This window comes from Candidatus Villigracilis proximus (genome assembly GCF_016717045.1).
Taxonomy (GTDB): Bacteria; Chloroflexota; Anaerolineae; order Anaerolineales; family Villigracilaceae; genus Villigracilis; species Villigracilis proximus.
Genome location: NZ_JADJUO010000039.1, coordinates 1 through 26118 on the forward strand (window position 1 = coordinate 1; position 26118 = coordinate 26118).

Sequence of the window (26118 nt, forward strand, 5' to 3'; positions counted from 1 at the left end):
TGCTGGTGCAGGATGTTCAGGTTCAGTTGATTGGGCCCCACCATTCGCGATTGGACGTTCCCGACTGGCAGAGGTCGCGCCAGCGTGTCCAGTAACAGGGCATTTGCTTTCTTCGCTCATTTTATTCTCTTTTGGGCGACTAAGTGCAGAAACCTAAAAGTACATTATACAGTCTTCCTTGATTAAGAGAGACTCATATTTTCCGCAATAAAACAGTTCCCGCTGAAACGCGGGAACTATTCAATCTTGTTTCTACCTTATCCACTCAACTGGGACTAAATCAAATTTATCCGCTTTCGCCCTGAGACCTTGCATTGCGCGGATGGTTTCCATTTCTAATGTTGCCGCGGACTGGGCAAAGATAGAAATCCACCTCCCAGATCCTTCCTGCTTCACACAGCTTCCAGTGCGAGTTATGGCCCAACTTAGCATAGGGAAAAACGCTTGCACTCATTGCGTATCGAAACATCCGCTTGGCCTTGTGGTCATCAGCTTTCGCCTGTTCAAACAGGGTGGACCATCGTATCAGTCTCGCATAGGTTTCGACGTTAGTGGCGGCTTGCAAATTATCAGCCGTACGGAACTGACACCCTCCAGAGAAATCAATGCCCCTCAGCGCGAATCCGCTCGGCCTCTGCCGTAGTGCCGGGTAACAAGAGCGCAACATTGAATCCATCCACACTCTGCTTTCTTTGCGAACGCGCGATATTTTTAAGTTAGCCTGACTTCTCGCCTGCGAACGCCTCTTTCAGATTTTCAATTGTGGTTGGCATAAGTTACTGCCTCCTATGTTGCTGGTTAGATTGAGAAATGTATTTCAATCATTATATCCCCTTGCTCTCATATATTCAATCCACTATTCATTTCTTTGGTAGCAATAAGAAAAAGCAGTACCCGTCAAATTGACAGGTACTGCTTCTCTTCTTAATTCTTTAGGATTTACTCTTTCACCGTCTTGCGGCGTACGGCGGGCTTCTTTGCTTTTTACAGGAGTCGGTTCCTCTTCAACGATCAAAATTTCATCTTCATCGTCATCCTCGTCGAGAAGATCCTCCATGCTGTCTTCAGGCTTATCCAAAAAGTTGAAAACGATCACAGCCAATGTAGCGCCGATCAATGGGCCAAAGAAATAGATCACATATGTGTAAACATCAGTAAAACTTGGCTGGGAAAAAACCGCGGGGCCGAATGTACGTGCAGGGTTCAAAGAAGCACCGGTGAAAGGTCCGCCAGCCAAAATTGCAAAAGTCAAGGTCATGCCAATTGCCCAACCTGCCATCGCGCCGCCCTTACCAGCCACTGCTGTATGTAAGATTGTATTGACGAGGAAGAAAGTGAGCAATGCTTCAATCACCATCGCATAAATAGGCTGAGCAGAAGTCAACGCACCAACGGTCGCACCGGCAGAAATATCACCGCCCAATGACTCCACAGCCAACTTCAACACGAAAGCAGCGAAGATCGCGCCTGCAAATTGTGCGATCCAATAAAACGCGGCCTGCCCCCATTTGACCGTGCCATTCAGCGCAAGAGCGAAAGTCACAGCCGGGTTGACATGTGTACCAGAAATATGTCCATAGGCGTAAGCAAACACCGCCAGAGTGAAGCCATGTGCAAGAGCCACACCCACCAACCCCGCATTAACGATCCCGGCGCCAGCGCCAATGAACACCAGCGCAAATGTGCCGATGAACTCAGCCAAAAATACTTTTGAATTAAACATTATTTTCTCCAATGAACTAATTTTGAATATATAACCCAACCAAACGCGATACGCTACGCAGCCGTTTCCCAGTCACGTGCGCCTGATAAAAACGCCTTCCCTGACATTATCTTCTTGCCAGAAGGCTGTACTTCATCCAAAACCAATACCCCATCCGCACACATTACCGCGGGTCTGCCTTCAACGATGAACCTGCTCCCGCTCACCAGGCCTTCCCCCCCGCTGACAACAGATGCCTTCGCCACCTTGAGCGGATTCCCCTTCCACTCAAACCATGCTCCCGGCCACGGATTCATGGCACGTATACGCCGCTCCAATTCAAGTGCGGGGCGGGTGAAATCCAACAGGCCGTCTTCCTTCTTCAACATCGGCGCATAGGTTGCGCCTTCTGCGGGCTGTGGAACAGGCTTGAGATTGCCCGCCAAATATTCGGGCAGGGTTTCGAGAAGGAGGTCCGCTCCCAGTGTGGATAATTTTCCTAAAACAGAACCCGTTGTATCGTTAGGCATGAGGCGGATGGACTTCTTCGCGAGCATCGGCCCGGTATCCAATCCCACATCCATTTGCATGATGGTCACGCCCATCTCTTCATCCCCGGCCAAAATCGCAGCGTTGACCGGCGCTGCGCCGCGCCAGCGTGGCAGCAGCGAAGCATGGACATTGATGCAGCCATAACGCGGCAATTCCAAAACATCTTTTCTGAGGATCTGACCAAAAGCCACGACAACGATCAAATCAGGATTCCACGCCTGTAATTGACTCATCGCCTCAGGCGTGCGCAATTTCTCAGGCTGCATGATCGGAATATTCAGCGCAAGCGCCAGCGTTTTGACCGGCGGTGCTTTTAATTCGCGTCCGCGGCCCGAGGGAACGATCAGGTTGTGTGACCACACCCACCACCTGATGGGACTTTGCCAAAGCGGAAAGACCGGGCAACAAAAATCGGGTGACCCCATAAAAACAATACGAATAGACATGCACTGATTTTACCGCTTGTTGTGCAAATTACTGAAATTAATTGCTTGAAAATTTTAAGACGCTGTAATATACACAGTACTCTTGGGTGAATTAATAAGTTGCATGATAATCAGATTGGTTGTAAAATACTGCAAATCCAAAACCAACTTATTCGGAGGAATAAATTATGTCTCAAGAACCAATGTCATCTGATATTTCAAGTGACGATAAACTATGGGCAATGCTCGGTTATCTCATTCCACTCATTGCTATCGTTGTCCTTTTCATGGAAGATAAGAAGAACCGCCCTTACGTAAAATTCAATGCTGTGCAATCCATTGCGGCAACCGTTGTACTCACCATCATTTCAACCATTACTCTCGGTTGCGGTAGTATTCTTTTCTTCGCCATGCTCTGGTGGGCCTATCAGGCTTATCAAGGTCAGGATGTGAAGATTCCGATGATCAGCGATTTCATTCGCAATCAGGGTTGGGCATAATTTTTTCGTTCTCACAAAAAAGTCTCGCAGTTCGCTGCGAGACTTTTTTATTTAAGGGTGAATTATTAATATGATAGACTCGCCTCATAATACAAAAAAGGAGAATGTAATGAACGAACAAATGACACAAACCCGCCAGCGCCTCTTTCACTTGAAGAGGAACGTCAGTGGGCTATGATCGCCCATTTGGGGGTATTGGTAAATTTGGTCTCAGGCTTTTTGGGGCCACTCGTACCGTTGGCAATCTATATGATCTACAAAGACCGTTCGCGATATGTTGCTTATCAATCCTTGCAGGCTCTGATCTTTCAACTCATCTGGTGGGTCGGCGGTGGAATTATTGCAGGTTTTGTCTGGGAGATTACCGGCGTGCTCAGCACAGTTCTAATCGGTCTGCTTTGTATTCCTTTTGCTTGTGTATTCAGTGCCATGCCTTTGGTGGCTTTGGGCTATGGAATCTACGGTGGGATTCAGACCAGTCAGGGACAGGATTTCAAATATTGGCTGGTCGGCGATTGGATGCGCAACACGCTCTTACCGGATAATCTGATAATACTTATTAAAAGCAAAAATCCCATCTCTTTGCAGAAGATGGGATTTTTTGATTCATAACAAATTACGGAATGCTGCCTGCCCAATCGGAGCCGAGACGGATCTCAATATCCACAGCGGAGGCAGGGTCGGGGTTAAAGCGGATCTGTGTGTGGGAAAGCGCAAAGACCGCCTGTAAATATCTCAATGTGTACAGTTTGGGGCCAGACACGATCACGATGGTTGTTTGATATACATTATCCGCCGCGCCGACTTCGGTCACGTTCATGCCTTGAGATTGGAAGAATGCGCCGGCGCGCTGGTCCAGGCCGGGAGTGAAGGTGCCGTCCACAATTCGTACACGGGCTTCCTCCAGGCGCATGGCTTGGACGATCAAATTAATATCGGTTGTGCCAGATGGAGCCGCCAGCGGACTGAGCGCACCCGCTGAAGAAAATATCTCATCGCGCAAAACGCGGATCTTATCGGTCAGCGGTTTCATGATGCTTGCATTGGCTCCGCCAAGCACAACATTATCAAATGTGACCATCGTCGTATCGATCACACCGGTCTTGATCGTCTCGGGCGCAATATCCTTGCCGAGCACAGCCAGTTTGAGCGCATCTTCAAATGAGAGATTTGTGTGAATACCCGATTGAAATTGAGCATAAATTGCCGGAGCATTCTGGATCAAACCGGGGAAAACAGCGGGGTCAAATACTCTTCTTTGAATCGCTTGAATCACCATTTGCTGACGTCTGGAACGGTCAATGTCACCATCTCCGCCTTTACGAGTGCGGGCGTAGGCCAGTGTGCGCCAACCGTTCATATGACGAAATCCACAGCAATTGACGCGGAAATGATCCGTTCCGGGGCCAACCGGATCAAGCACCAAATCCTGCTCGACCCAAACATCCACCCCGCCGAGGTAATCAATAAACTCTGTGAAAGTATTAAAGTCCACCTGGGCATAATAATGCACAGGCACACCCAGAAATTGTTCAACCGTTTTCATCACAAGTCCCGCGCCGCCACCGGGCAGTTGCGCGCCTTCGCCGCTGGGATAGGCGGTATTCATACGGCTATATCCAAAGCCGGGAATATTGACCCACATATCACGCGGAATGGACATCATGCCCGCAGTCTTTGTGATCGGATCGATCGTAAACAGGATCATCGTATCAGAACGGCGCGGGCCGGCATTGGCCTCCCAATCACGATAATCCAAACCGAAGCAGAGGATATTAATGCGGCTGGCACCGTCCCAGGCGGGAGGCAATTCCGGTTCAGGAACACTGGCTTGCGGCGTGGGGGGTAGATCGGGCACAGGCGTTCCATCTTCAGGGGCAAAGGTCGTGTCAGTGCTATCGAGTCCTTTGCACGTGCTAAGCGGTCTGCCGGGCAGATCAGTGATGGACCAGCAATCTGTAAAATTACGCGCCACGATAAATACGCCGATTCCGAGCACGAGCGTCACACCCCAAAAGATCATCTGTCCAACGGAAGGACGGACAAAATTTGGAAATTTTATTTTTTTCAAAAATTCAAATCGATTCATTTTTACAACCTCAAGGCTTTATGTATACCATGTCCAGCCCAAGTCGTTCCAGTCCCTGCTGCGCCCAATATTGCAGCACAGCCGATTCTTCGCTCAACGATTTCATCATCACAGGGATCGCGCGATGGTCGCGGAGCTCACAAAGTGTACGTAAAACAATAATGCGGATGCCGGTCGGCGCTTCGCTCATAACATTGAGCAGGCTCGGCACCGAAGGGCTTCCAATTTTTACTTGAGGAGCGGCAGCAGGTCTTCGGTCCGCGTGTGAGGCGAGGCGGCCAGCGTGCGGACTGCCCACCAGCGAGAGTCTGCTTCGGGGGCGCAGGTCAAATCCAGTAAGGCCGGAATGGCAGCCATTCCCAGATCAAGAATCGCGGGAATGGATTTTTCTGCGCGGGCATCGTCTCCGCTGGTTAATTCAGCCAGCAAATGCTGCATTTTTATTTAGCGGGCGGCGGAATGGGGAGCGCGTCTTGGGCGGTGTTGATCCACTTATCCCCTTCATCGATCAACATCACAGGGATGTCATCCACGATCGGATATTTGCGGCCACAATCCTGACAAATAAGCCAGGTGTCTTTATATAAAGTCAACATGCCTTGTTTTTCGCGCACGCAATTTGGACAACGTAAAATTTCGAGTAATTCTTTGCTAACCATGTAGTCTCCTTTTTCAGGGAAAGATTGTACCATCTACCAAAAGATGGAGGGCGGACGTCAGTTCACATTTTTTGAAGCAACAGTTTTTAGAAACGGCAGGCTAAAGTGTGCATTCCGGATTATGTATTCGGCGAAAGGCAAAGATTATTCTTTTTGGCTTTCTTCTCCGGATCTTCTGTACCGGGACCGTATTCGCAGACCGCCTGCCACGGTTGATAATGGGTTTGGAATTGGTCTGAGAAATAAATCTGACCGCCGCGCCAAACGGTGCGCGTCACGTTGACATCTGCTCCTGAGCGGCGTAATCCACTTGATTGATCTGGTTTTGTTAAGCTCGGGATTTTCTTCAAACAGCGGAGCAGGCGCAGGCACAACATTGGACGGGCCGGTCGTATCCCATGTGACACTGCGTCCGTCGGAGGTGGAATATATCTTCCAGGTTAGTGTGCGCGACTCAACATTGACATAGGTTTCCATCAACAGCCAATAGGGTGTGTCATTTGTGAATTTGAAATCCACGAGCGGGAAGTACACCGTCGCATCCAAGCCGGCGAGATTGGTATCAATGTTATTACTGATATTTTTTTCATAGTAAGAGACACGATACGCATGGGAATATCTCTCAACCACTGGATAGCCCGCAAAGAAAACCGCGCGGAATAACGTGGTGCTTACCTGACATACGCCTCCGCCCACGCCTTTGATGGTACGCCCGCCATAAATGATGAACGCTTCGGCGAATCCATTTTCAAGGCTGACATCGCCGAGGGTATTTCCCATTGAGAAAGTCTCACCCGGCGCAACCAACACCCCATGAAATTGTTCGGTGGCTGCGACGATGTTTTGAATGCGTTCATTGCTTGAACCGTAGAAATACGTTGTGTAGGCAATGATTTCCTGGGTAACACCGAGCTCTGCTCCGGTGGCGGTATCGGCCACGGCTGGCTGTGTTTCGGAAACACTGAGAGCCACATTATGTTCACCACGCAAAAGTGCTTCATTAATGGCGGTAATACTGGCTTCCACGTCCATCACACGGCCCACGTTTGAAACAGCGATGGGTTCGATCTGACCCGTTTGATCGTTGAAGATGAATCGCGCATTGGCAGGCTGACGATCTACATAAATCTTGAGCTCGCTCAAGGTCAGGCGTAAGGCTGTGGGGTCAAGCCCGACCTGCATTTGTGCCACACCGCCAACTTCAACAACGTTTACACCCAACATGTTTGTAAGTACGGGGATGTCATACATCCACGGGCCGGGATCGCCCTCACGATAATTGGGGACAGTAATCGTAAGCGGCTGGCTAATGATATTACGCGCGGCCTCGGCCTGCGAGGAAACATCCAGCAGTTTTGGCGCAGCTTCGGCAATGACAAGCGGCACTTCCCCATCCCGAAAGGATTGAAGCTGCGAGCCGAGATAGATCAGTGTGGCATCGAGATTCAGTAATCTTCCCAATTGGCCGGGAGATGCAACCACATTCGTACCTTCCAATCGCAGGCTGGCTTCCACAACAGGTTGATTGACCTGCACGGCAATATTCTGCAAATAGCTATAGGCCACACGTTGATCAAAGATGACCACTGGCGATACGTCTGCACCAAGTCCGCCGGCGCTGATCTGGCCTGCCAGCGCGCCAAACAAGCCGCCGGAGCGGCCAAACTCATAGGCAGCCAGAGCGCTTGCCGATGGGTCAAATACCATGCCTAATTCAGCAGGAGAAGCCACCCACACTTTATCTGCATCACGGAACAATACTTTTCCACTGATCGGGTAGGAAAGCGTTTGACTTAATTTCAAAGCGGCGTCATTGGGGGCAAGCCCTGAAACATCGACGCCGGCGACTGAAATGCCGGGGAAGATGCGCCCCGCATACGCCAGTTGATAACCAACCGTCCACACGAGAATAATGCCGATAAAGAGTATAAATCCGCCAAGCAGTGCGGCGAGTATCTGTTTTGGTAGATTTTGGCGGGTTGTATATGTCATGGTCATGGGAAGGATTATAACGAAAAATTCATTTTCGTTCGTATGGTTCTTATAAGTTTTGGATTAGAAGATGTGGGATTTTTTCAAACAGTTGATGCATGTCAATATGAATTAAGCAGAATTTGCGATGATACCCGTATCGGCACAATCTGAACAGCGATAAAAAACATCAGCGAGCTGATGGACTCCATAGTGGCAGGGTTTTATTTCACGGTACAATTTACAACTTTTAGAGGAGATCAACATGACAGAAGAACAACCGATCGTCATTGAAGAAGAAAAATCCAAGCCAGCCTGGACGTTATGGATCGCGGCGGGCGGATGTGTGGTGTTCCTTTGCGCAGCAGTTTTTGTGGGCACGCTGATCTTTATCGGGCCGCAGTTTGTGCAGCAGTTCCTTCCCGATCAAGTGCAGGTGGCGGAAGAACTTCCGCGCGTGGTGACACAAAGCAACACGATGGGAAATCCTGATGCGCCGGTGCATATCATTGAGTATGGCGATTTTCAATGTCCTTATTGTCTTAAGTTTTGGAGTGAGACCGAACCACAATTGATCGAGGAATATGTCAACACGGATCAGGTGTATTTTGAATATCGCGCATATCCGATCATTGGGCCAGAATCCAGTTGGGCGGCGGAAGGCGCTTATTGCGCCGGTGATCAGGGACGGTTTTGGGAATTTCACGATACGCTCTTTGCCAACTGGAGCGGTGAAAATGTGGGCGATTATACAAAAGAGAATCTGGTCAAATATGCCAAAGCACTTGACCTGAATATGGCAGAGTTCGAATCCTGCTTGAGCGAAGAAAAACATAAAGGGACGGTGGAGCAGGATGCGGCTGCGGCTGAAGCGAATGGCATCCATGCGACGCCGACATTTTTTATTAACGGATTCAAAGTCGAAGGGGCGCAGCCTTATTCCATCTTAAAGGATTTGATCGAACAGGCATTGGATGGAAACTTGGATACACAAAATGGATAACTCTATGAAAAAAATTTACTGGACATCGCTCTCGCTCATCTTTCTACTAACGGCCTGCACTCTGCCTTCCGCATCTCCCGTAGACTTTGAACCTGCTTCTGTTTCTTCAACTGTTTCAGCGCCGACGGAAACCCCGCCCAGCACCGCCACACTTGCGCCAGCCACTGAAACCTTCACACCCATTCCCCCGTCGACAGAGACGCCCACTCCCGAGCCAACAGCCATTCCGGTTGTGGAAAGCCTCGATGCCACAGTCACCGCAGATTTGTTGAGTTGCCGTTACGGACCAGGCGCAGAATATTTATATTTATATGGATTAAAGAAAGGCGCAAATATTCAATTGACCGGCCGCACCGATGGCAACAATTGGGTGATGGTGGCGGGGAAAAGTCTATGCTGGGTCAATGCAAAATTTATCGAGATCAAAGGTGACCCGCAAACTTTAAAGGTAATGTATCCCGGCGGATATAAATTGCCCGTTTCACCATATTACTCACAGACCAGTGTTTTGAGCGCAGTGCGAGATGCGAACAATACCAGTCAAGTCACTGTCAAATGGACAGATATCACACTGCGCGCTGGTGATGAAGAAGACGACAGCATGTTCATTTACATCATTGAGGTCTGGCGCTGTGAAGGTGGTAAGTCGATCTTCGATCCGCTCGCATCCAATTATCCTGAAGTGACTTTTACAGACGAACCCGGTTGTGACATCCCATCACATGGAAGAGTTTATTTTCAAGAGAAACACGGCTTTGCGGGTCCCGCAGAAATTCCGTGGCCGGCACAACCGTAAATTTCATAACAAACATAACACATCCCGAATTTAATTCTGGACGCAGATGAACGCTGATTGACGCTCATAAAGGCGAAAAATCAGCGTTTTCTGCACGCGAAGCGATCAGCGTCCCATTTGTTCTTAAAAACGAACTCACCCACGAAACCTTAATTTCAGGGTGAGTCATGTTTGTTGGCTTACCGGACATGGCGCGTATTTTTCACCATTCCATATTTTCCAGCCAATGTTTTGTATCATCTGCTTTCACAGCCCGCTCTGCCTCGTGAATCAACATGGTTAAACTTTGTCTGCGTCTGAATGGGGCATTTGGCGGCAAGTAAGCATTGGGTAAAGGGGTTGGCTGATTATTTAGCGACAGATTGAAACAAGGTGACCAGCGCTGAATAAGGTATCGTTCAGACGCATTCAATTCATTTCCGACAACACCAAACTCCTCAGATCGCGAACTTAGTAATTCAATGGTGAAGTTCATTGATTTCGGCCAGTTACACCAGACAAACCGCCCCGTCATCGAGTGTCCCTTAAAGCCGCTTAAAAGATGTTCCCAGACCCGCGCAAAAGCAAGATAAGACTGACCGACATAGAAGACCACTGCTTCATCCCGAAACAGGTATAGATCCAGTTCCTTCCACTCCGGCGGACACTGTTCGATAAGCAGAAAACGTTTAAGGGGGATGACAACTTTCTGATCGTTCATGGGGCTGTTTTATCACGAAATAAATTTAATTCGGTAGCGATCAATGCATAAGTGATGTGCTCAAATGCCAAAAGCTTTAACTCGAATGGCGTGAAATGAGCGAATATTTTGTTTTTTGCATCATTCGAGAAATTCGCGTTTAGGTTTGTCACTTCAAATTAACCGTTGCCCTTAATTCAAATGATTATAGGCTTCACACTATCCCTGCAGACAAGTCCGCAAGGGCAGGCGTGGATGGAGCAGAAAAAAACCGAAGCCAGGAAAACACTTGAAAATGCCGCGGACTCCCCGGCGTCGGGTCCACGCTTTGTTGGGCGGCAGTTGTGCATGAGGTGCCTGCCATGTATGGCGGACTTATTTTTTACTCTCATGTTCCTGCAACCAGATAATTAATTTTTCCAGATGCTCTTGATGATGCTCGTAAGAAGCCACTAAAACGAAAGCGAGCGAATAGCCTTTTAACCATAAATACCTATCCCCATCCAGTAAATATCTTTCTGATACTTTCTCGCTTAAATCAAGGAGTTGAAGAAAACCTTCTTTCCAATTTTTATTTGCTTCTGCCCATGATTGGCTGTGAAAGTTTTTGTAAATCCAAGCGTTAGTCTGAGTTGCGTTTTCATCCCAGTTTCCAGGGAAACTTATAAGCCAATTTGGAAATTCAGGCTCACGATTATGCACGCCTGCATTTATTCTTGCAATTGAAATCTGTTGCCATCCCCATAAGTGATTAACTACATCTTTGATAGACCAATTATCATCAAAGTCTGGAGTTGTGATTTGTTCTTCACTCAGACTTGCAAGCAATTCGTCTAATTGATCGAACTGCTCTCGTAATGCTGTCAGAATGTGGTCTTTCATGCTCATGATGTATATCCTTTGTTTTGGCGAATCGGTCCAACTGGAAAAATGCTTGGGATTTGCGCAGACTCCCACTTGTCGGGTGCATGTTTTGTTGGGCGGTAGTATTTGGAAACGGACAAAATATTTACAAGGGTTTCTTGCATTTCCTTATTTCTCTGAATACAAGCGCACAATCTTTCTGCCGTTTTTTGCCATGCCTGCTTCTTGAAAACCTGCTTTCTCAAACGTTGAAGGCGAACCCATAAAACGATAACTTTTATCTGGCTCAACTGGATAACCTTCGACAATCTTTACGCCTTGTGAAAATGCGTATTTCGAAGCGGCTTGTAATAACTTAACTGGTAAATTTTGCTTGCGTAGATTCGGGTCAATAAAAAAACAAACAACCGACCATACTGGTAAATTATCAATGCGTTTAAGAGTAGTTGAGCCTTCTAAAAGCGGATAAGTCTCGCGTGGCGCAATTGAACACCAACCTACGACTTTATCCTGATGATAAGCCATAACTCCGATTGGAATATTGTCTTGAACATAGGATTGAAGTTTTACTTCTGCGTTCTTTTGATTTTGCCTTTTGAAATTCTGTGCTCTTCAAACGCCAGCGCATACACCAACAATAATTTGGATTACCATGTTGCTCAAAAAAAGTGGCGAGGTCAGAAAATGTGTCTTTGGATACAGGCTTAATAATTAAGTTAGGCATAGTTTCTTTTGATTACATCATTTTACTTTTGACACGTCCATATTTTGAGCAACCGCCCAACCCTTTGCGCGGGCTGTCCGCCCGTGGACTCTGCTCCCGAGCAGATAAAACTCGAAGTTAGGAATGCGCAGAATTTCCAGAGTCCAGTCCACGCTTTGTTAGGCTGTTTATGGGATGCAATGCTTTTGGATTTGCGAGACGCTACATGTTTTGAAGTTGCAGGCGAATCAAAGTGCTTAATTTTTGCACGACTTCATTATATATAGCAGGTGGTAACTTGCAGCTAAATTTTACCTGACGCGCTTTCCAATCAAGACTTTTTACCTGGTCAGACAAAACTGCACCGCCTACTTCTAAGCCTTCGGGTATTTTGACTTCAAAAGGATACCCTTTGATCTGGCTGGTAATAGGGCAAAGAATGGCTAAACCAACTTTGCCGTTATAAGCCTTTGGAGACAAAACCAGTGCTGGTCTGTGACCTGCTTGTTCATGTCCCGCTTGTGGATTAAACATAACCCAAACGATGTCGCCGTTATCAGGAATGTATGCCATAGATTTACCAAACCTCATTTCCTATGGCAAAACCCGTATCAACTTCATTGTGGAGATTATTTTTGTTGATACCTGCTAATAATTCTTCAAGCGTCCAACTAGGCGCAACAACAGGCGTAATAATGATTTGACCTTCAACGATACTAATTTCTACGAAGGAATCATTTTCTAATTGAGCGTCGAGGGCAAATGCTTTTGGTATTCGTAGGGCAAGACTATTGCCCCATTTTTGAACTTTTGTGCGCATAAGGTTGTCTCCTTTTGTGTCTACAAAAGATACACCTCTCTACTCAATTAATCAAGTGCTACTCTCATTCTGCAAGGGAATGCCCAACCGTTTGCGTGGACCGTCCTAAGGCTGGGACAGCGAAGCCGTCCAACTGGAAAAAAGCTAAGGCGTAGAAAACTGCTTGACGCGAAGCGTGCGCACGTGAAGCGCCCCAGCGTCAGGTCCACGCTTTGTTAGCCCGCTTTTGCTTTTACGAGAAATTCTCTTGGCAATAACTCATCAATCTCCAAAAGTTTTCTTTACGGTAACTCAGTTGCCATACATCCGATTTTTTATCCACAACATATTTTTCCCACAAACCACCCGAAGAAATAAATCGACCAGAGTGATTTGTGCTATTTCGTTCATCAATCCACATTAATGCTGGCATAACCCATGCTTGGTCGTAAATGAGCTTAGACTGTGGAAGATATATTTCCAAATACTCCGTAAAATATCTCACGCTTTTGTCGTTTGCAAAACGAGCAAGAGCAAAGCAATGACCTTGACCTGCATACGTCATTTTACTTTCCACAAGTTTTGCGCCAATTGTATCTGCGAATTGCGACCAATCTTTTAACCCGCAAAACCAACTTCCTGTTATTTGTTCTCTCCAACCACCCGATAATAGTTGATTAACAATCTGGTCACTCAGAGAATCAAGCCTGTTTTTTACGTTCTGGTTGAAAGAGGTTTGTTCATCGTCATTCAACTTAAAACAATAATTCCCATGCAAAATATTAAGATAATACGGGGCTACCCATTGATTGATGAATTCATCCATTTTTATCGTTTTGAAGACTCTTAATTCTTGAAGGGCGAGCCAACCCTTCGCATGGACTGCGCTGGGGGACGGCGAAACCGTCCAACTGGAAAAAAGCTAAGGCGTAGAAAACTGCTTGACGCGAAGCGTGCGCACGTGAAGCGCCCCAGCGTCGGGTGCATGCGGTGTTAGCCTGCGTTTTGTTGAGGAAGCCATTCTTTAATTGCAATAATAATTTGCTTGGCTTCGGCTTCTTCAATTTCTAAACCAAATCGAAAGGTTTTTGCTCCGTAATCAAAAGCGATCATACCATTCAAACCCAATAGTTTTTGTAAACTTCTTCCAGACCCAAAACCAGACTGCTTTGTTGTTACGCGTAAATCTTTTACATCAGAGGTGACATATTCCCGTGTTCTTTTCCATGCAAAAATCTGTCGGGAAACTTTTAATACTTTTGAATTTGTTTCAACAACTTCTTTTCCGGCAATCCACCAGAAAAAAGCATAAATAACAACTCCACCCATTGCTAACAAAGCAAGCAAGAAAATCAAGAAAAATGCACCAACAACCATTAATCCGCTTCCCGCTTGTATCTCAGGCGTAGTATTTTTTGCGAGTTGAAATGCTTGAGACATCATTTCCACAACATACAAAATTCCATAAAGCATGTAACCCCATCCAAAGAGCCAAAGACTGAACCATAAAATATTAACAATGCTTCTTTTGCTTGGTAAAGTTACTCGGATAAAAGAATCAGTTTTTTCTACGATGTGACGAGGTGTGGGCGGGGATGGGCATTTTTTTGACCTTGAAAGATAATGTTTGAAAATTTAGACCCTCTGTTGCGAGAGCGGGCTAACCCTTTGCATAGACTACGCTGGGTCGGGCGGCGGAACGCCGTCCGACTGGGAAAATGCTGAGGCGTAGAAAACTGCTTGAGATTTGCGCAGAATCCTCAGCGTCGGGTGCACGCTTTGTTAGGCGCGGTTTTGCAATAACGCACCTTCTGGTAAATATTGTGTAAGTATTGATTCCAATTGCTCTTTCTTTTCGATTGGAACGGGAATTGCGCCGTTGCGCAAAAATGACGGCATATTTCCTTTGACTCTAATCTTGAGGGTATGTACTTTTTTATTGTCACTAACCCAAGAGAATGATTCGATTTTGCTCCATTTTATCAAATCCACATAAATCAAAATCACATTTTCATGAATTTGTATCTGGCTAAAGAACATGATTACGAAATCTGTTCCAGCGAATAAGCCAATAGCGACAGAAATAGGCCATGAATATTCTGTGCTTTTCCAAATAAAATCGAAAAAACCACTGAAACCTGTGATTATAGAAATAACACCCAATACGAGGAATAACCATCTATTTGGAAGAGATGTAACGTGAATTAACATTCGCCCTGATTTTTTTTCACGAAAAACCCAAGTGAAGATAAGCCATAAATATATTGCTACCCATATTACGCCTAAAGAAATTATGAAGCCATTCTTAATTGATTGTCCAAACCCAAAAAATGGAAGAATCGCTATTGCTCCGATGACTGCGACCATAATCAAAAGTGTAAAAAACGCATTCTTAAACGCTTGTTGCCGAACAGTTTTAGGAAGTCCTATGATATTTATGCCCAGTTTATCTAAAACAAAAAATATTAATGCCACAACGCCTACATCAATTGCAATAATTATTCCAAATCTTAATGATGTGGGCAAGTCAAACAACCAATTCATCTAAATATTTCTCCAAGTGAATTATGAGCAAGCGCCTAACTATGGTTTATACAGCAAAATTGCCGCATACTACCTTATATATAGCATTACAAGTCGTCTTGTTTGCGATAACTGCAATTATCACTGGCTATTCACCTAACAGGATTAGGTTTTAGTCCTATTGGGTACTAAAAAGAATAATACTTAGTATTTTATTTTCAATCTTTTATGTGCAATTGACGATAGTTTTTCAAAAATATTAATGCAAGCTTCGTCAACTAATATGCATTTATGTGTAAATTCCGAAATATGTTCATCTGAAACTGGGGGTCTCATTTGAAGTAAGATTAGATCCGTTGTAACTTTACCTACGTCAACTCTCCTAATATTCAACTCGTTTATCTGTGGAATAGTTTCTGGAAAGTAAATTCTCGCCAACATCTCCAACCTATCCATCTCTAGTTTCCCTATTTTTTCCCAGTCTTGTTCTTCGCTAAACATAATGGATTGCAAATTAGCGTTGTGAAACTCAATATAGTTTTGTCGGATTAATCTAACGACCTCGTACATCTCTTCAAGTTTCAAAATGAATGTTTTTCGATCTTCGGATTTTCCTGCGTCGCGAGGTCATAATAGAAGTAATATAACCAAGTATGCTTCAGCTGTTGCACTTACCACCACTGCAATAACAGGTATCCATTCAGCCTTGATATCAAACATATAAAAACCTCTTGAGGTGTATTTGTCCTCGCTGTATCTCACATTACAATTTTCGATAACACTAATTATGGCAATCTAAAAAATTCGATTATTCGCGTGTGTAAAGTAGGGGCGCGGGGTTCCCTCTCAGGGGTGCGCCACGTTTCACCGCGTGTTACTTCTTTTTAGGCTTCGATAATTTATTATCCCCTACAATGGCTTTTGTAGTTGGATATTGCTCAATAACAAATCCATCAATATCAAAGGGTCGAAAAGCGAATGTGTCCATTATAAAACAAAAAAATCCCCTAAACAGAAAGTTTAGGGGATTTAGGCTCCTGGCCTAGGACTTGAACCTAGAACCTAGCGGTTAACAGCCGCTCGCTCTGCCGATTGAGCTAGCCAGGAATGCGAGCGAGATTATACGGGTCAGGTGGAGTACTGTCAAGGTGGAATTTATTTATCCACATGCAAGACTTCGGAAGTCTTTTAAAGTTGGGGAGGCAGACTTCCGAAGTCTGGGGTTATAAAAGATCCATGCCTGGATACACCAATGCAGACCTCGGAAGTACGGGGCTATGTTAATTAATAGTGGATCGAACTTAAATTATCCAGTTTATCGGTGCTGTGTGTGGCATGGATGCGGCGAATGGTTCCTGTCAAACCACGCACCACGAGGCTTTCGGTGGTGATGTGATCGCCGTAATAGCGCACGCCTTGCAGCAGCTCCCCATCGGTAATGCCGGTCGTGGCGAAGAAAACGTCCTCTGATGAAACCAGATCGTTCATCGTCAACACCTTATCGAAATCATAACCGGCTTCATGTCCACGGCGCAGTTCGTCTTCATCACGCGCAAAGAGCTTGCCCTGAATTTCACCGCCCATTGCGCGCAAGGCACAGGCCGTCAGTACGCCCTCAGGCGTGCCGCCAATGCCGAGTAACACGTCCACGCCGGTATCGGGCCAGGAAGTCATCAATGCCGCCGCCACGTCGCCATCAGGGATCTGACGGATGCGCGCGCCGCACGAGCGGATCTCAGCCACCATCTCATCGTGGCGCGGACGGTCGAGAATGATCGTAGTCAGATCTTCGATATGTTTACCCTTGGCTTTCGCAATTGCCTTGAGGTTATCAGTGATCGACCGTTCAATATCGATCACGCCTTTGGCTTCAGGTCCCACCGCCATCTTATTCATATACAAAAACGGACCCGGGTCAAACATCGTACCGCGCGGAGCAAGAGCCACCATCGCCAGCGAGTTTGAGCGGCCAAATGCCAAAGGGCGAGTCCCGTCAATTGGGTCCACAGCCACATCCACGTCGGGGGAAGAACCGTTCCCTACTTTTTCCCCATTGAACAACATCGGAGCCTTATCCTTCTCCCCTTCCCCGATGACGATCACGCCGTTCATATCCACTGTGGAGAGGACTAAGCGCATCGCATTAACTGCAGCTTGATCTGCCCCTTCTTTATCTCCGCGTCCCATAAAGCGGCCTGCCAACATCGCGGCGGCTTCGGTTACGCGCGCCAATTCGAGTGCAAGATTACGAGTAGGTGTAGCGCCCAACACATCCATGCTGCCTCCAGGGTCTAATCTATATGATGAACCAAATCAGGAAGTAATAACCGATCACTGCGCCCCATAGCCACGAATCAACGCGGTCAAAAAATCCGCCGTGGCCCGGGATGATATCGCTCGAATCTTTAATACCCGACTGACGCTTGATCATGCTTTCACCGAGATCGCCAAAAGGCGGCAGCGCCCCAAGGATCAAACCAAGAATGGCTCCCTGCCAGATCTCAATTTGACCGGTCAGATTTCCATAGGTGGTAAACGCGTACACAAAGAACATTCCGCCGATCATGCCGGTGAAAACACTCGCGGCATAACCTTCCCAGCTTTTCTTCGGGCTGAGGCGCGGCGCCATTTTATGTTTTCCGTAGGCCCTGCCAATTGAATATGCACCAGAATCCCCAAGCCAGACACAGCACATAACCAGCATCATCCACCAGCCGCCATTGGGCAGGGTACGCAGGTCAAGAAGATAAGATCCGATCCAGCCGATATAGGTGAATCCGGCCAGGGTGATGGCAAAATCAAGCGCGGCCTGATCCCGGCCGCGCTCATAAGTAATAAGATGATAAGCCAATGCGATCAGAATGGTCGCTGCAAAGATCGGCATGGCGAAGGCTGGAAAGAACATGCGCGCAATGACGGTAAAGGTCACACCACCCACGGTGATGTACATGTTCGGTTCAAACTTCACTGCGCGAAATAAATTAACATATTCCCAGGCCGCGCCGATCAGAAACGTGCCCATCAGTAAAAAATAAAAGATGCCGCCAAACAAAATGGCGGGCATTCCTATGGCAGCCAATCCAAGAGAAGTGATCAGACGTCTACGCATTGGATCCCTGAAGTTCACCTGAGGTTACTTTCCCATAGCGTCTGTCACGATGGGCAAACGATTTCCAAAGCGCGGTGATATTCTTCCTTGTCAAAATCAGGCCAATACTTGGGGGTAATATACCATTCAGAATATGCAGCCTGCCAGATGAGAAAATTGCTTAAACGTAATTCACCTGAAGTGCGGATGATCAAATCCGGGTCAGGGACGCCCGCAGTAAACAGATATTTATTGACCAGTTCATCAGTCACTTCATTGGCAGGAATTCCAGCATTGATGATCTTCTGGATCGCATATACGATCTCATCACGTCCGCTGTAATTGAAGGCAACATTTAAGATCAGCCGGTCATTGTTTTTGGTTAAGTCAATGGCCTTTAAAACCTTTTTTTGGATTCTCGGATCCAGTTTTTCCAAACGCCCGATATGACGTAATTGAACACCCTCTTTATTAAGTTCGTTCAATTCACGATCAATCACATCTTGAAGAATGAGCATTAATCCTTGCACCTCTTCAGGCGGGCGTCCCCAATTCTCGGTGGAAAAGGCGTAGATCGTTAGATATTTAACGCCAAATTCAACAGTGGATCGAATCACACGGCGCAGATTTTCTGTCCCTGCCTTGTGACCAGCCAAACGCGGCAAACCACGTTGGATTGCCCAACGTCCGTTACCATCCATGATAATGGCAACATGTTGGGGGATTTTTTCAAGCGGAGCAGTAGTGGGGGTTTCAGCCATAGGGTTAACACTCATTGAGATGTCATAAGCGGCATCTCAAAAGTAAATACAACTACACTTCCATTATTTCTTTTTCTTTATTATAGCCGTGCCTTGCAACATCTTCGATAAAGCGGTCGGTCACCTTCTGCAAATCTTCTTCACCGCGCTTAAGATCATCTTCTGTAATTAGCTTTTCCTTTTCAAAATCACGTATGTCATTATGCACATCACGGCGGATGTTCCGAATGGCAACACGGGCTTCTTCAAGACGATGCCCCATTTGCTTTACCAGATCACGGCGGCGTTCTTCATCCAAAGGAGGCAGATTCAAGTGAATTACCTTGCCGTCTGAATTTGGATTCAAGCCAAGGTTCGAGGCGCGAATTGCCTTTTCAATATCCTTAATGGAAGCAGCATCGAAGGGTTTGATCATCAACGAGCGCGGCTCAGGAACACTGATCGACGCAAGCTGCATAAGATGTGTCGGCACGCCGTAATATTCCACAGCAAGTCTTTCCACCAGCGCCGGGCTGGCACGTCCGGTGCGAATCCCGGCAAGATCGTCTGAAAGAGATTGGATCGCTCCTTGCATACGAGACTCGGCATCTTTCATTAAATCCTTGATTTCATCAGTACTCACGATCTTCCTCCTACCGCTTGTTGAATAAACTGCCAAACCTATATAAAAATATACTGATGGTTGGGTTATTTAAGCGGCACTCTATAAAAATAACTACAACGCAAGGATACCTTAAAACAAGAATTTATGCTATGGGAGCACAAATAAACGAGAGGGAATGCAAAAAATTGAGAGACTCTCAGGGAAACAACGAACGTATTCACGATTATTCTTTCGTCTTTCATCCTGTTTACGAAAAGATGAAAGACGAAAGACCTTGCTCAGACCAGATTAGTCCCCGCTGACCAGTGTACCCACCGCTTCACCGCGCAGCGCGGCGAGCAAAGCACTTGTATCCCAAAGATTTAGCACAAGAATGGGAAGATGATTTTCCATGCACAGTGTAATGGCTGTGCTGTCCATCACTTCCAAACGGCGATTAAGCACTTCAATATAGCTTAACTGATCGAACTTCTTCGCATCGGGATTCTTCTTCGGGTCGGCATCATAGACACCGTCCACCTTTGTGGCTTTGATGACCACTTGAGCATCCACTTCTGTGGCGCGCAGGGCGGCAGCCGTATCGGTCGAGAAGAACGGGTTGCCTGTTCCTGCTCCGAAGATGACCACACGTCCCTTTTCAAGGTGACGCACCGCACGCCGGCGGATGTAAGGCTCGGCGATGGCGCGCATCTCGATCGCAGACATCACGCGGGTCATCACGCCCAGACGTTCCAGAGCATCCATCAAGGCCATGGCATTCATGACTGTGGCAAGCATACCCATATAATCGGCAGTGGAGCGGTCCATGCCGCGTTCGAGTCCCTGCTTGCCGCGCCATCGATTCCCGGCGCCGATCACCACAGCCACTTCCACGCCCATATCGCGGACTTCCTTAATGCGGCTGGCAATCGACTCGGCTTCATCCACATCAATGCCAAATCCCGATCCGCCGCCGAGCGCTTCCCCGCTTAACTTAAGAAGAATACGTTTATACTTTAATTCAGCCATTTATGCCTCCAGGTTAGTTTGTCTTTATACCAATTATAAAAAAAGCCAACCCGAAGGCTGGCTTTTAAAAACTATTCTTCTTTCGTGCTTTCGCCCAGTTCCCATCTCTGGAAACGGCGGACGATCACGCTTTCGCCAATCGCTGCCACGTTTTGCAGGATGAGCTTTTCAATCGTGAGAGATTCGTCACGAATGTAAGTTTGACGCATGAGGCAGACCTCGTCTTTATATTTCTCAACGCGGCCTTCGACGATCTTCGTCATTACATTCTCGGGCTTGCCTTCTTCAATGGCGCGAGCACGGGCGATCTCAGCTTCATGCTCAAGTTCAGCAGCAGGAATTTCATCCGCTTTGATGTACCTGGGGGAGCTTGCAGCGATCTGCAAAGCGATCTCATGTGCCAATGTGCGGAATTTTTCAGCACGAGCCACAAAATCGGTTTCGCAATTGATCTCCACCATCACGCCTACTCGTCCGCCGCCGTGAGAGTACATTTCCACAACGCCGTTCGAGGCTTCACGATCAGAACGCTTGGCAGCGGTAGCCATGCCTTTTTCGCGCAACCAATCGACAGCTTTCTGATAATCTCCGTTCGCTTCCTGCAAGGCTTTGCGGCAATCCAACATGGGAGCGCTGGTGGCGGCACGCAATTCCTTGATCATCTGTGTTGTTATTTCCATTTCACTATCCTTGATCTTTTACTTTACCGGTCAATTATTCCGCTTTAGCGGGGGCCTCATAAGAAGCCGCAGGAGCATCCGTTACAGGAGCGTCGTCTGCTTTGCGAGTGACGTTCAACTTCGCCAATGTGGATTCACCCAATAAGGCATCTTCGCCCATGTTCTCATCCTGCTCGGTCTCTACAACGGGTTTGCGGGGTCCACGGACTTTGGGCTTACCGTCGGATTTGGCATCTTCGGTTTGTTCGGGTTCTTCTTCCTTGCGCTGTGCTTTGCCTTCAAGTACGGCATCTGCGATCTTGGCAACCAGCAATTTGATGGCACGAATGGCATCATCATTGGAAGGGATCACATAGTCAACGTTCTGAGGATTGCAATTGGTATCGACCAAAGCAACGATCGGGATCTTGAGCAAATTGGCTTCGCGGACAGCAGCTTCTTCACGTCCCACATCGACGATGAAGAGCATATCTGGGCGGCGCTTCATGATACGCGCACCGGATAAACGAGTTTGTAAGCGGGTGATCTCACGTTCGATCAGCAAGCCTTCTTTTTTCGTGAGATTATTGATTTCTTCTGAGTCGCGCACTTTTTCAAGGCGTTCCAATTCCTGAATACGCTTGAACATGGTCGCCCAGTTGGTGAGCATACCGCCCATCCAACGCTCGGTAACGTAGGGCATACCGCAGCGGGCAGCTTCTTCAGCCACAGTTTCCTGAGCCTGACGCTTGGTGCCGACAAACAAGACGTTGCCGCCGTTCGCAACTGCATCGCGAATGACGTTATAGCCCTGATTTAACAACTTGACAGTCTGTTGCAGATCAATAATATGAATACCGTTACGCTCAGTGAAGATGTACGGTTTCATACGGGGGTCCCACTTGTTTGTGCGATGTCCAAAGTGGACGCCGCTCTCAAGCAGGGCTTTCATAGAAATGACAGCCATTGATTACTCCTTAACTTGTGCCGTTCCCCAAAGCGCATTCATGGAATGGTTCGGAACGGAATGAGTTTAGCGGGGGTTCAACCCGCTCAGGGACGCTTATTGCCCGTCCCAAGCAAATTGTGCCTTTTTCAAGGCGGCGAGATTATATCACAAGACACCCGCTGAAATCACGCTATTTCGAGAGACAATAAAAGGCCGATTCCTCAAACGGAACCGGCCTTTTATTGAAAAACCATCCTGTTATTTATTTTTATACAACTGCAACTTGTGCGTGTACCTGTTGTTTCAGGGATGCAATATCCCGTTGTAGACGATCATCATGTTTGATCTGGTCTGCGATCTTTTTTATGGCAGACATAACGGTGGAATGGTCACGTCCGCCCAGCGCTTCGCCGATCTGCGGGAAGGAGAAATTGGTTTCTTCGCGCAATAAGTACATTGCGATCTGACGCGGATAGGCCACTTCTTTTGTGCGGTCACGGCCTAAAAGTTTTTCAGCGGTAAGATTAAATTTACGGGCGACGAGGTCAACCACCCGAGCCGGTTCCACGTCACCACGGGAGGGCAATAGATCAGATAATGCTACTTCAACCAGGTTGGGGGTAAGGGCCGAACCACTCAAATCAGCAAAGGCAATGATGCGATTTAAGGCGCCTTCCAATTCACGAATATTAGATTGCACTCTTTTGGCGATATTCTCCAAAATCTCGTCTGAAATCTGACGGCCGGTGCGTTCGGCTTTGGAGCGCAGGATTGCAAGGCGGGTTTCAAAATCTGGAGCCTGAATGTCGGCGCTTAACCCCCACTCAAAGCGGGAGCGCAGACGTTCTTCCAGAGTGACTAATGACTTGGGAGGGCGGTCGGATGAAACGATAATCTGCTTATCCTGACCGTGCAAGGTGTTAAAGGTATGGAAAAACTCTTCCTGAGTGGATTCCTTGCCGGCAATAAATTGAATATCATCCACTAGCAAGACATCAGCGGAGCGATATTTTTCACGGAAGGCCTGGGTGGTGTGCGTACGAATGGCGGTGATCATGTCATTCGTGAATTCTTCAGAGGAAACATATAAAACATTCAAACCGTCGGCGTGACAGGCATTGCCAATGGCGTGCAATAAGTGCGTTTTGCCGAGTCCTACGCCGCCATACAGGAAAAGCGGATTGTAGGCGCGGGCTGGCTTCTCGGCCACCGCCTGACAAGCCGCATGAGCAAGGCGGTTTCCAGAGCCGACGACATACGTATCAAATGTATAGCGTGGATTCAGAGTAACGTGGCGCTGTTTTGGTTCAGGGGCGGTAATTTCGATCGAAGCGGCAGCAGGCTCAAGGTCAGTTGTTGAATCGCCTTCGTCGGCTTGAGATACAACAAAGTCAACTGAGACGTTTGAGTTTAAAATTCCGATCAATAAGCGGCTGACAGTGCTTGAAAGGCGGCTTTCGAGCCAGTCACGAGCGTAGGCATTGCTTACTCCAACGGTAATAATCCCGTTATCGTATGAAACGGGACGGGTATCACGCACCCAGGTATCGTAAGATGCGCGGGGCATTTCCATTTGAAGTTGTGCAAGTACCGATTGCCAAGCCTGCTCAGCGTTCATAAGTGTTCCTAAGTGAGAGATGTAGAGTGCATAAACTAGCCCGCCTTGTGTGCGGCTTAGTAAGTTAATGCTTGTTCTGTTGTAAATATTTCCTGCGGGGTTCAGATGCGGGGGGCATGCATCCTTTATATCAGCGTGCCATCATTCTAGCAGATAGTCTCAATAGATAACAAGGCGTTATGCCTACGTTAAGTTAAAAAGATTTGTTTTTTTAAGGTTGGCTTATGTTAACAAATGATTATGCGTTCAATGAGAATCCTGTTTTCGAGTAGAACAGGCGTTTCAGCCAAACACAACCATAACCGCCCCCCTGCCCCCCATATATGGGTACCAGAAGCCTTTTGAAGGCAATCTGTACATATCTATCTTAAAAAATCGCGATACAAAACATTTTTGATTCATATCAAACGAGACTCAGGTTCTCGTGACTCATTTTGCAATGATTCACTGATTTTGTTGATTCAGTGTTTTATTGCGCGAGGAACCCATACCAGGATGGTCGTTCCATCATCAAACGTGGATGAAATATCGATGTCACCGCCCACTGCGTGTGCGCGTGTTTGCATATTCGCGAGTCCATGACCGATGGAAGTTTGCATCTTATCCAGATCAAAGCCTTTGCCATCATCTCTGATCTCAAGCAAGGCGCGTTCGCCGGTTGTCCATACTGCAACCTCCACTTTTTGGCTTTGGCATGCTTGGCGGCATTGGCTAATGCCTCCTGACAGATATGGAACAAGGCCAATGACTGTGTATGCGGCAGATCTTTTAGTTCATCAGGGCCGGTGAAGTTGACTTCAGAAAAGGTATGAGCACGATATTCAGCAATTAAACGCTTGATTCCGTTAACCAGACCTTCATTGCCAAGCTGACGTGGTCTGAGATCAAGAATATAAGCGCGGATATCACGAATGGACTGGTTTAATCCATCAATTGCACGATGAATCTTCTCTTTTGCGGCTTCGGGGTCTTCACTTAATGTAAGCTGTGCATTTTCAAGCGCCAAACCAACACCATAAATGGATTGAATGATGCCGTCGTGCAAGTCCATACCGATGCGGTCGCGTTCTTCAAGCACCGCCAGACGGCGTGCATTGGCATGTAAACGCGCATTTTCAATCGCAAGTCCGGCCCAAGTGCCGACAGCCGTGAGCAATTGGATATTTCTTTCATCAAATGGATCAGTGCCCCGTGTGACCACGCTCATCACACCCATGAGATTCTCGCCTGAAAGCAAGGGAATGCTCGCTGTTTGTTGAAAACCAGCCTGAACCACCGCATCACGCAAAAAGTTCATGTCATTGGCAAGGTGCATTCCGGCCATGGGCTTGCGAGTTTGAGCTACGATGCCGGGGTATCCCTCACCCACTTGAAAAACATTGGTTGTCCAGAAGGCTTCGGCGGCCTGACCACGATGCAAAACCATGCGCAGGGTGGTTTTATCCTCTTCAAGCAGAAAAATCTCACCGGCTTCGACCTTCATATAGTTCATCACAAGCCCGAGGGTCTTGTTAAGGATCTCGTCCAGTTCCAGGCTGGAGGTTAAGGTGGATGCGATGCCGTTGAGCAGTCCCATGTCTACATTGCGGCGGGTCAATGCGAGGTCGCGTTCCTTCATCTGCTCATATAACCGCGCGTTTGTAATGGCGGTGGATGCATACGCGGCCAGCATTTGAATGATCATTTCATCATTTTCATCAAATTCATCCGCGCCGATTTTTTCAGTAAGATAGATCTGCCCAATTTGTTTATCACCCGAGCGGATGGGAACGCCCAAAAACGAAGCCATGTGCGGATGATGCGCAGGGAATCCCACCGAACTTGGGTGATCCTTAATGGAAGGCACACGAATGGGGGTTTCAGTGTTCATCAATGCGCCAAGCAAACCGAGGCCAACCGGCGGATGCGCCATTTTTTTTATTTCTTTATCCGACATGCCCATGGTAACGAATTGTTTGAGTCCGCCCTCATCGTCCAAAACGCCCAACGCGGCATAACGTGCATTGGACTGTTCGCACGCCGTGGACGCGATGCGCTCGAGCAATGTCTCAAGTGAAACATCTTTTACCAACTCCAGGCTTGCGCGGTGGAGAGCAAATAATCTTTCCTGCAATTGTTCACGGGTAAGAAGCATACATGCCATTATAATCAATTCGTTGCTTTTTG

General features: G+C 47.2%; 26 protein-coding genes, 1 tRNA gene and 4 pseudogenes. 4 read left to right on the forward strand and 27 right to left on the reverse strand.

Annotated features, from left to right (window positions below; all coding sequences use genetic code 11):
• Positions 1-856: 856 nt before the first annotated feature.
• On the reverse strand, positions 857-1723 hold the full coding sequence (locus IPL71_RS25465) for an MIP/aquaporin family protein (RefSeq protein ID WP_345326559.1): 867 nt from the start codon (positions 1721-1723) through the stop codon (positions 857-859).
• Between the two features lie 53 nt (positions 1724-1776).
• Entirely contained in the window at positions 1777-2700 is a 924-nt protein-coding gene (fmt, locus tag IPL71_RS25470; protein WP_345326561.1) for a methionyl-tRNA formyltransferase, read from the reverse strand.
• A 167-nt stretch (positions 2701-2867) separates the two neighbouring features.
• On the opposite strand from fmt, the gene IPL71_RS25475 reads away from it, so the two are divergent.
• Entirely contained in the window at positions 2868-3179 is a 312-nt protein-coding gene (locus IPL71_RS25475) for a DUF4870 domain-containing protein (protein ID WP_345326563.1), read from the forward strand.
• Between the two features lie 168 nt (positions 3180-3347).
• Positions 3348-3791: pseudogene (locus IPL71_RS25480) on the forward strand (DUF4870 domain-containing protein); the annotation flags it as partial.
• Positions 3792-3795: 4 nt separating this feature from the next.
• On the opposite strand, the gene IPL71_RS25485 reads toward IPL71_RS25480, so the two are convergent.
• The 5 genes from IPL71_RS25485 to IPL71_RS25505 all read right to left on the reverse strand — a co-directional run bounded on the left by IPL71_RS25485 (position 3796) and on the right by IPL71_RS25505 (position 7919).
• On the reverse strand, positions 3796-5268 hold the full coding sequence (locus IPL71_RS25485) for an LCP family protein (RefSeq protein WP_345326565.1): 1473 nt from the start codon (positions 5266-5268) through the stop codon (positions 3796-3798).
• Positions 5269-5278: 10 nt separating this feature from the next.
• Positions 5279-5479 carry a HEAT repeat domain-containing protein gene (locus IPL71_RS25490; RefSeq protein WP_345326567.1) on the reverse strand — a complete coding sequence of 67 codons (201 nt, stop codon included), beginning with the start codon at positions 5477-5479 and terminating at the stop codon, positions 5279-5281.
• 17 nt (positions 5480-5496) lie between these two features.
• Complete coding sequence (locus IPL71_RS25495) at positions 5497-5706, reverse strand: hypothetical protein (protein WP_345326569.1); 210 nt, start codon at positions 5704-5706, stop codon at positions 5497-5499.
• A 2-nt stretch (positions 5707-5708) separates the two neighbouring features.
• The gene (locus IPL71_RS25500) at positions 5709-5927 is read right to left on the reverse strand and encodes a Trm112 family protein (RefSeq protein ID WP_345326571.1); all 219 of its coding nucleotides are present in this window, start codon (positions 5925-5927) and stop codon (positions 5709-5711) included.
• A gap of 144 nt (positions 5928-6071) precedes the next feature.
• Complete coding sequence (locus IPL71_RS25505) at positions 6072-7919, reverse strand: VanW family protein (protein ID WP_345326573.1); 1848 nt, start codon at positions 7917-7919, stop codon at positions 6072-6074.
• A gap of 244 nt (positions 7920-8163) precedes the next feature.
• Between IPL71_RS25505 and IPL71_RS25510 the strand changes: the two genes are divergently transcribed.
• Both IPL71_RS25510 and IPL71_RS25515 read left to right on the forward strand, forming a co-directional pair.
• On the forward strand, positions 8164-8901 hold the full coding sequence (locus IPL71_RS25510; RefSeq protein ID WP_345326575.1) for a DsbA family protein: 738 nt from the start codon (positions 8164-8166) through the stop codon (positions 8899-8901).
• Positions 8902-8905: 4 nt separating this feature from the next.
• Complete coding sequence (locus IPL71_RS25515; RefSeq protein WP_345326577.1) at positions 8906-9697, forward strand: superantigen-like protein SSL4; 792 nt, start codon at positions 8906-8908, stop codon at positions 9695-9697.
• 202 nt (positions 9698-9899) lie between these two features.
• Here IPL71_RS25515 and IPL71_RS25520 read toward each other — a convergent pair whose 3' ends face one another.
• The 20 genes and pseudogenes from IPL71_RS25520 to IPL71_RS25610 form a co-directional block, all read right to left on the reverse strand.
• Entirely contained in the window at positions 9900-10397 is a 498-nt protein-coding gene (locus IPL71_RS25520) for a hypothetical protein (protein ID WP_345326579.1), read from the reverse strand.
• A 354-nt stretch (positions 10398-10751) separates the two neighbouring features.
• Positions 10752-11264: a ClbS/DfsB family four-helix bundle protein gene (locus IPL71_RS25525; protein ID WP_345326581.1), complete on the reverse strand. Its 513-nt coding sequence runs from the start codon at positions 11262-11264 to the stop codon at positions 10752-10754.
• Positions 11265-11408: 144 nt separating this feature from the next.
• Positions 11409-11786: pseudogene (locus IPL71_RS25530) on the reverse strand (GNAT family N-acetyltransferase); the annotation flags it as partial.
• A gap of 379 nt (positions 11787-12165) precedes the next feature.
• On the reverse strand, positions 12166-12516 hold the full coding sequence (mazF, locus tag IPL71_RS25535; protein WP_345326583.1) for an endoribonuclease MazF: 351 nt from the start codon (positions 12514-12516) through the stop codon (positions 12166-12168).
• A 4-nt stretch (positions 12517-12520) separates the two neighbouring features.
• Positions 12521-12763 (reverse strand): AbrB/MazE/SpoVT family DNA-binding domain-containing protein, encoded by a 243-nt coding sequence (locus IPL71_RS25540; protein ID WP_345326585.1) that lies wholly within the window; start codon positions 12761-12763, stop codon positions 12521-12523.
• A 232-nt stretch (positions 12764-12995) separates the two neighbouring features.
• Positions 12996-13568, reverse strand: coding sequence for a DUF6000 family protein (locus tag IPL71_RS25545; protein WP_345326587.1), 573 nt, complete (start codon positions 13566-13568; stop codon positions 12996-12998).
• A 167-nt stretch (positions 13569-13735) separates the two neighbouring features.
• Entirely contained in the window at positions 13736-14215 is a 480-nt protein-coding gene (locus IPL71_RS25550; RefSeq protein WP_345326589.1) for a hypothetical protein, read from the reverse strand.
• A 309-nt stretch (positions 14216-14524) separates the two neighbouring features.
• Positions 14525-15286 carry a DUF5673 domain-containing protein gene (locus tag IPL71_RS25555; protein ID WP_345326591.1) on the reverse strand — a complete coding sequence of 254 codons (762 nt, stop codon included), beginning with the start codon at positions 15284-15286 and terminating at the stop codon, positions 14525-14527.
• Between the two features lie 183 nt (positions 15287-15469).
• The gene (locus IPL71_RS25560) at positions 15470-15766 is read right to left on the reverse strand and encodes a hypothetical protein (RefSeq protein ID WP_345326593.1); all 297 of its coding nucleotides are present in this window, start codon (positions 15764-15766) and stop codon (positions 15470-15472) included.
• A gap of 533 nt (positions 15767-16299) precedes the next feature.
• Positions 16300-16372 (reverse strand) — tRNA-Asn (locus tag IPL71_RS25565).
• Between the two features lie 177 nt (positions 16373-16549).
• Positions 16550-17542, reverse strand: coding sequence for a class II fructose-bisphosphatase (gene glpX, locus IPL71_RS25570; RefSeq protein WP_345326595.1), 993 nt, complete (start codon positions 17540-17542; stop codon positions 16550-16552).
• A gap of 19 nt (positions 17543-17561) precedes the next feature.
• On the reverse strand, positions 17562-18374 hold the full coding sequence (locus IPL71_RS25575) for a phosphatidate cytidylyltransferase (RefSeq protein WP_345326597.1): 813 nt from the start codon (positions 18372-18374) through the stop codon (positions 17562-17564).
• 44 nt (positions 18375-18418) lie between these two features.
• Entirely contained in the window at positions 18419-19129 is a 711-nt protein-coding gene (gene uppS / locus IPL71_RS25580) for a polyprenyl diphosphate synthase (protein ID WP_345326599.1), read from the reverse strand.
• A gap of 37 nt (positions 19130-19166) precedes the next feature.
• A complete protein-coding gene (gene frr, locus IPL71_RS25585; protein WP_345326601.1) occupies positions 19167-19736 on the reverse strand; it encodes a ribosome recycling factor in 570 nt (189 codons plus the stop codon).
• A 270-nt stretch (positions 19737-20006) separates the two neighbouring features.
• Positions 20007-20726, reverse strand: coding sequence for a UMP kinase (gene pyrH / locus IPL71_RS25590; protein WP_345326603.1), 720 nt, complete (start codon positions 20724-20726; stop codon positions 20007-20009).
• Positions 20727-20797: 71 nt separating this feature from the next.
• Positions 20798-21406, reverse strand: coding sequence for a translation elongation factor Ts (gene tsf, locus IPL71_RS25595; protein ID WP_345326605.1), 609 nt, complete (start codon positions 21404-21406; stop codon positions 20798-20800).
• Positions 21407-21620: 214 nt separating this feature from the next.
• A pseudogene (gene rpsB / locus IPL71_RS25600) lies at positions 21621-22352 on the reverse strand (30S ribosomal protein S2); the annotation flags it as partial.
• A 250-nt stretch (positions 22353-22602) separates the two neighbouring features.
• Entirely contained in the window at positions 22603-23952 is a 1350-nt protein-coding gene (dnaA, locus tag IPL71_RS25605) for a chromosomal replication initiator protein DnaA (RefSeq protein WP_345326609.1), read from the reverse strand.
• A gap of 461 nt (positions 23953-24413) precedes the next feature.
• Entirely contained in the window at positions 24414-24632 is a 219-nt protein-coding gene (locus IPL71_RS26350) for an ATP-binding protein (protein ID WP_514130864.1), read from the reverse strand.
• Between the two features lie 197 nt (positions 24633-24829).
• Positions 24830-26095, reverse strand: a pseudogene (locus IPL71_RS25610) (sensor histidine kinase); the annotation flags it as partial.
• Positions 26096-26118 lie beyond the last annotated feature (23 nt).

Coding starts and splice junctions, on each gene's coding strand:
- IPL71_RS25465 (WP_345326559.1), bottom strand. CDS start 1,723: ATGTTTAATTCAAAAGTATTTTTGGCTGAGTTCATCGGCACATTTGCG.
- fmt (WP_345326561.1), bottom strand. CDS start 2,700: ATGTCTATTCGTATTGTTTTTATGGGGTCACCCGATTTTTGTTGCCCG.
- IPL71_RS25475 (WP_345326563.1), top strand. CDS start 2,868: ATGTCTCAAGAACCAATGTCATCTGATATTTCAAGTGACGATAAACTA.
- IPL71_RS25485 (WP_345326565.1), bottom strand. CDS start 5,268: ATGAATCGATTTGAATTTTTGAAAAAAATAAAATTTCCAAATTTTGTC.
- IPL71_RS25495 (WP_345326569.1), bottom strand. CDS start 5,706: ATGCAGCATTTGCTGGCTGAATTAACCAGCGGAGACGATGCCCGCGCA.
- IPL71_RS25500 (WP_345326571.1), bottom strand. CDS start 5,927: ATGGTTAGCAAAGAATTACTCGAAATTTTACGTTGTCCAAATTGCGTG.
- IPL71_RS25505 (WP_345326573.1), bottom strand. CDS start 7,919: ATGACATATACAACCCGCCAAAATCTACCAAAACAGATACTCGCCGCA.
- IPL71_RS25510 (WP_345326575.1), top strand. CDS start 8,164: ATGACAGAAGAACAACCGATCGTCATTGAAGAAGAAAAATCCAAGCCA.
- IPL71_RS25515 (WP_345326577.1), top strand. CDS start 8,906: ATGAAAAAAATTTACTGGACATCGCTCTCGCTCATCTTTCTACTAACG.
- IPL71_RS25520 (WP_345326579.1), bottom strand. CDS start 10,397: ATGAACGATCAGAAAGTTGTCATCCCCCTTAAACGTTTTCTGCTTATC.
- IPL71_RS25525 (WP_345326581.1), bottom strand. CDS start 11,264: ATGAGCATGAAAGACCACATTCTGACAGCATTACGAGAGCAGTTCGAT.
- mazF (WP_345326583.1), bottom strand. CDS start 12,516: ATGGCATACATTCCTGATAACGGCGACATCGTTTGGGTTATGTTTAAT.
- IPL71_RS25540 (WP_345326585.1), bottom strand. CDS start 12,763: ATGCGCACAAAAGTTCAAAAATGGGGCAATAGTCTTGCCCTACGAATA.
- IPL71_RS25545 (WP_345326587.1), bottom strand. CDS start 13,568: ATGGATGAATTCATCAATCAATGGGTAGCCCCGTATTATCTTAATATT.
- IPL71_RS25550 (WP_345326589.1), bottom strand. CDS start 14,215: ATGCTTTATGGAATTTTGTATGTTGTGGAAATGATGTCTCAAGCATTT.
- IPL71_RS25555 (WP_345326591.1), bottom strand. CDS start 15,286: ATGAATTGGTTGTTTGACTTGCCCACATCATTAAGATTTGGAATAATT.
- IPL71_RS25560 (WP_345326593.1), bottom strand. CDS start 15,766: ATGTTTAGCGAAGAACAAGACTGGGAAAAAATAGGGAAACTAGAGATG.
- glpX (WP_345326595.1), bottom strand. CDS start 17,542: ATGGATGTGTTGGGCGCTACACCTACTCGTAATCTTGCACTCGAATTG.
- IPL71_RS25575 (WP_345326597.1), bottom strand. CDS start 18,374: ATGCGTAGACGTCTGATCACTTCTCTTGGATTGGCTGCCATAGGAATG.
- uppS (WP_345326599.1), bottom strand. CDS start 19,129: ATGAGTGTTAACCCTATGGCTGAAACCCCCACTACTGCTCCGCTTGAA.
- pyrH (WP_345326603.1), bottom strand. CDS start 20,726: ATGGCTGAATTAAAGTATAAACGTATTCTTCTTAAGTTAAGCGGGGAA.
- tsf (WP_345326605.1), bottom strand. CDS start 21,406: ATGGAAATAACAACACAGATGATCAAGGAATTGCGTGCCGCCACCAGC.
- dnaA (WP_345326609.1), bottom strand. CDS start 23,952: ATGAACGCTGAGCAGGCTTGGCAATCGGTACTTGCACAACTTCAAATG.